Origin of the sequence: Microbacterium sp. B24, assembly GCF_000333415.1 — a bacterium.
GTDB lineage: Bacteria > Actinomycetota > Actinomycetes > Actinomycetales > Microbacteriaceae > Microbacterium.
Genome location: NZ_BADB01000258.1, coordinates 1 through 3,724 on the forward strand (window position 1 = coordinate 1; position 3,724 = coordinate 3,724).

At 69.3% G+C, this 3,724-nt stretch carries 4 protein-coding genes; 2 read left to right on the top strand and 2 right to left on the bottom strand.

Going from position 1 to position 3,724, the window contains the following annotated elements; all coding sequences use genetic code 11:
- Positions 1 to 244, top strand: a 244-nt coding sequence (locus I5I_RS06845) for a DMT family transporter (RefSeq protein ID WP_051039520.1), incomplete at its 5' end; no start/stop codon positions are given.
- Positions 245 to 268: 24 nt separating this feature from the next.
- On the opposite strand, the gene I5I_RS06850 is transcribed toward I5I_RS06845, so the two are convergent.
- Positions 269 to 2,374, bottom strand: coding sequence for a bifunctional lysylphosphatidylglycerol flippase/synthetase MprF (locus I5I_RS06850; RefSeq protein WP_036318005.1), 2,106 nt, complete (start codon positions 2,372 to 2,374; stop codon positions 269 to 271).
- A 58-nt stretch (positions 2,375 to 2,432) separates the two neighbouring features.
- Positions 2,433 to 2,594, bottom strand: a complete 162-nt coding sequence (locus I5I_RS17110) for a hypothetical protein (RefSeq protein WP_187289923.1) — start codon at positions 2,592 to 2,594, stop codon at positions 2,433 to 2,435.
- Between the two features lie 127 nt (positions 2,595 to 2,721).
- On the opposite strand from I5I_RS17110, the gene I5I_RS06855 reads away from it, so the two are divergent.
- Positions 2,722 to 3,724 (top strand): LCP family protein (locus I5I_RS06855; protein WP_036318010.1); only part of this gene is annotated, 1,003 nt, incomplete at its 3' end.

Sequence of the window (3,724 nt, forward strand, 5' to 3'; positions counted from 1 at the left end):
GATCGAGCTCGGTCCCGGGGATCCTCTAGAGTCCTCGCTGACCGCCAGCATGGGCGGTCTGGCGTGGGCCATGCGCGACATCTCCACCGGCACCGCGTACGCCGTGTGGGTCGGTATCGGGGCCTCGCTCACCGTCGCCTACGCCATGATCACCGGCGACGAACAGTTCTCGCTCGTGCGGCTGCTGCTCATCCTCGGCCTCGTCGGGTGCGTCGTCGGACTCAAGCTCGTCGGTCACGACTGAGCGCGCCGCGGCATCCGTCGACGCTCAGCGCTCGCCGCGCAGCAACTCCAGCCCCGCGCTCGCGAACTGCCGCGTCGTCGCGGAGGGCAGGAACGCACGCGTGAGTCCGGCGCCGATCCGCGGCAGGTCGGCCTCGTCGCGGAACAGCAGCGACATGGTCTCGTAGCGCGGGTGGAACTTCTGCTTGAAGCGGTGCAGCGACTGGAACCCGTACACCGGCTCGAGCGCATCGGACAGGCGCGTGCTCAGCGCCGCGAGCCCCTGGGCCTCGGGCGGGTACTCGTGGGTGAGCGGCGCGCCGGACAGCGACATGAACTCGGCACCCTCGTCGCGGAAGGCGACGGCCGAGCTGCCGATGAGGTACTCCATCACCGGCCCGAACCCGTGCTCGCGGCGACGCATCAGGTCGAGGGTCCATCCGCGCACGACGCCCTCGCCGTACACCGGCATCCACGACAAGAAGCCGTGCACGTCGCCCCGTGCGTCGAGGGCGAGCGCGATGCGCACCTCGGGGTCGTCCGCTTCGGCGAGCGTTCCGAGCGTGAAGCGCATCTCGGGCAGTTGCTTCTCGCCGACCCACTGGTTCGAGATCGCCTGCAGCTGTGTACGCACACCCCACGACTCGTCGCGCAGATGCGTCAAGCGGAAGGTCATCTCCTCGCGTCCGGCGCGGTTGAGGGTCGTGCGCACCGAGTTCCACCGCTTGCCGGTGTACGCGAGCCCGGGTAGATCGACGATGGTGTCGTCGGCGACGACGAGTGCGCGCCACCCGCCCGGCACGGCCGCCTGCGTGGCCGCCCCGGCGCTGAAGAAGCAGGGGATGAGCGCCGCCTCCTCGGCTGCCGCGATGAACTCGGCCACCGACGCCGCCCGACCCTCCTCGGGACCCAGGGGATCGGCCAGAGCGATCGCCGCCCCCGCACGGATCTGGTAGGCGACGATGCCGGTGCTCGTGCGCAGGTAGCTGTTGCCGTCCCACGTCGTCATCCACGACAGCGTGCCACCGCCGTGGGCGCGGATCAGGTCGGCCACCTCCCGGGAGTCCGGTTGAGCGTCGGGCGTCCCGAGCTCGCTGCGCCGCGCACCGGAGAAGGCGCCGCGCACCACGATCAGATAGACCAGAAGCACGAGGGCGATGAAGCCGCTGCCGATCTCGATCGCCGTCTCGCCGTCGATCGGCACCCCGAGGTCGAGACGCACGTCCAGCGTGACGATGACCGCGAGCAGCGCCGCGGCGAGGATGTTCAACGCCAGCAGCACGAGAGCGCAGATCCACGCCCAGCGCCGCGCGCGCCGCAGTCCCTGGGCGATCACGAGCACCACGACGACATCGATGGCCGTCGTCGTCCAGTCGCTGGAGAGCGGGTCGGTCGTCCCGAACGGGCCGTAGGTGGGGATCAGCGTCAGGATCACTTCGATGCCGACGAAGGCGAGCATGCCGAGGAAGGCGATCAGTCGCTGCTCGCGGATGGTGGCGCGACGCGGTCGCAGGGTGCGGTCGAACACGAGCACGACGAGCACGGCGATGAGGTGGGAGAGGTCGGCCACGGTCCCCAGGACCAGGACCCCGACGATGACAACCGCGATGAGAACGAGCCACGCCCGCAGACGCCACGGCGAGGCCAGCAGGCCGATCACGGCGGCGATACAGGCGAAGGTACCGCCGCTGGCGCCCACGTCGAGGGTGGTCGCGGTGTCCTGCACCCATTCCCAGCCGGAGAAGACGCTCAGCACGGCCAGGAGCAGTGAGGTCGCCAGGACTGCCACGACCTGCCCGATCCAGAAGTACGCGAGTGCGACGCGGGTGCCGCGGGCGTATTCGAGCAGGCCCATCCCGACGAAGCCGAGCAGGGTCGGCACGAACAGCCACGGCTCGGCGACGAAGAAGGTTCCGGTGAGGGGAGTCCACCACCGTCCGGCCTCCAGCGCCGGCAGGCCGTACGCCCACGTGTCCATGCCTGCGCTCTCGTCGAAGGGCGACCACAGGCCCTGCGAGAGGATGCCGACGACGAGGATCGCCCCGACGGTGAACAGTGTCGCCGGCAGGTGGCGCACGATGCGGATGAGAGCGTGTGCACGACCCGCGGGGTCGGCGGGCGCGGGGGAGGCGGCGGGGACGGTCTCCGTCATCCCTTCACCGTAGCGGCCCGCAGGCGTCGCATCGAGGACGCGACGCCTGCGGGAAGGCTCACAGCCGCTCCAGCAGGGCGGGGCCGAACACGAGCGCCGCGGCGAGAGGGACGACGAGCAGACCGATCGCGATGACGACGATGGCGAGCATGCTGCCCAGCACCGAGAGGACCACGGCGCCGGCGGTGGAGGAGGGACGAGCGAAGAGCGAGCTGGCCATGCTTCGACGCTACGAACCGCGGGGTGGGCTCCACATCGTGCCGCGGATGCATCGGCATCCTTCGGGAGGATGATCCTCCCAGGCCTCTCACACCGGGGCGATAGGTTGCCTCTGACACGATCTGTCGGTGTCTCGAACGTCTCGTCCCGTCTCACGCCGCGTGCACATCCGGCGCCGCCGTCTCACGGTCGGAATACTCGCCGTCCTGGTCGCCGCGATCATCGCGGTGGTGGCCGTCGTGGCCTCCGACCTCAACGGCATCCACCGCTCCGACATCGCGATGCCGTCGGCCAGCCCGGGCGTCGCGCAGAACACGGGAGAGGTCAACATCCTGGTGATGGGACTGGACAGTCGCGTCGATCAGGACGGCAAGCCCTTCCCGCAGGAGATCTACGACGCGATCCACGCGGAGGATGAGAGCGTCGGCGGCTACAACACGAACGTGCTGATGTTCATCCACATCCCCGCCAACGGCGGCAAGGCGGTCGGCATCTCGATCCCGAGGGACGACTACGTCGACTACGCGAACGCGCCCGACGGAGTCACGAAGGGCAAGATCAAGGAGGACTACGGCCGCACGTTCCAGGCCACGTACGACGAGCTGACCGGCAACGGCACCGACGATGCGACGGCGTATCAGCGAGCCCGCGACGCCGCGCGGCAGGCGCAGATCCAGACCGTCTCGTCGTTTCTCGGCGGCGTGCGCATCGACCACTTCGTCGAAGTGACGATGGCCGCGTTCTATCGCGTCGCACAGGCGGTGCAGCCGATCACGGTGTGCCTGAACCAGGCGACGGCCGACACGTTCTCGGGCGCGAACTTCGCCGCGGGGATGCAACAGATCGATGCCGCGCAGGCGATGGCGTTCGTGCGGCAGCGTCGCGACACGCAGTACGAGAACGTCGATCTCACCGACCTCGACCGCACGCGCCGGCAGCAGGCGTTCATGATCTCCCTCGCCGTCAAGCTGAAGAGCGCCCAGACCTTCACCGACTTCGGGGCGATGCGCTCGCTCATCGACACGGCGAAGCAGTACGTCGCGATCGACCAGGGCTTCGACCTGCTGAGCCTTGCGAGCACCGCGCAGCGTCTCGCGGGGACTCTAGAGGATCCCCGGGACCGAGCTCAAT

Coding starts and splice junctions, on each gene's coding strand:
- I5I_RS06850 (WP_036318005.1), bottom strand. CDS start 2,374: ATGACGGAGACCGTCCCCGCCGCCTCCCCCGCGCCCGCCGACCCCGCG.
- I5I_RS17110 (WP_187289923.1), bottom strand. CDS start 2,594: ATGGCCAGCTCGCTCTTCGCTCGTCCCTCCTCCACCGCCGGCGCCGTG.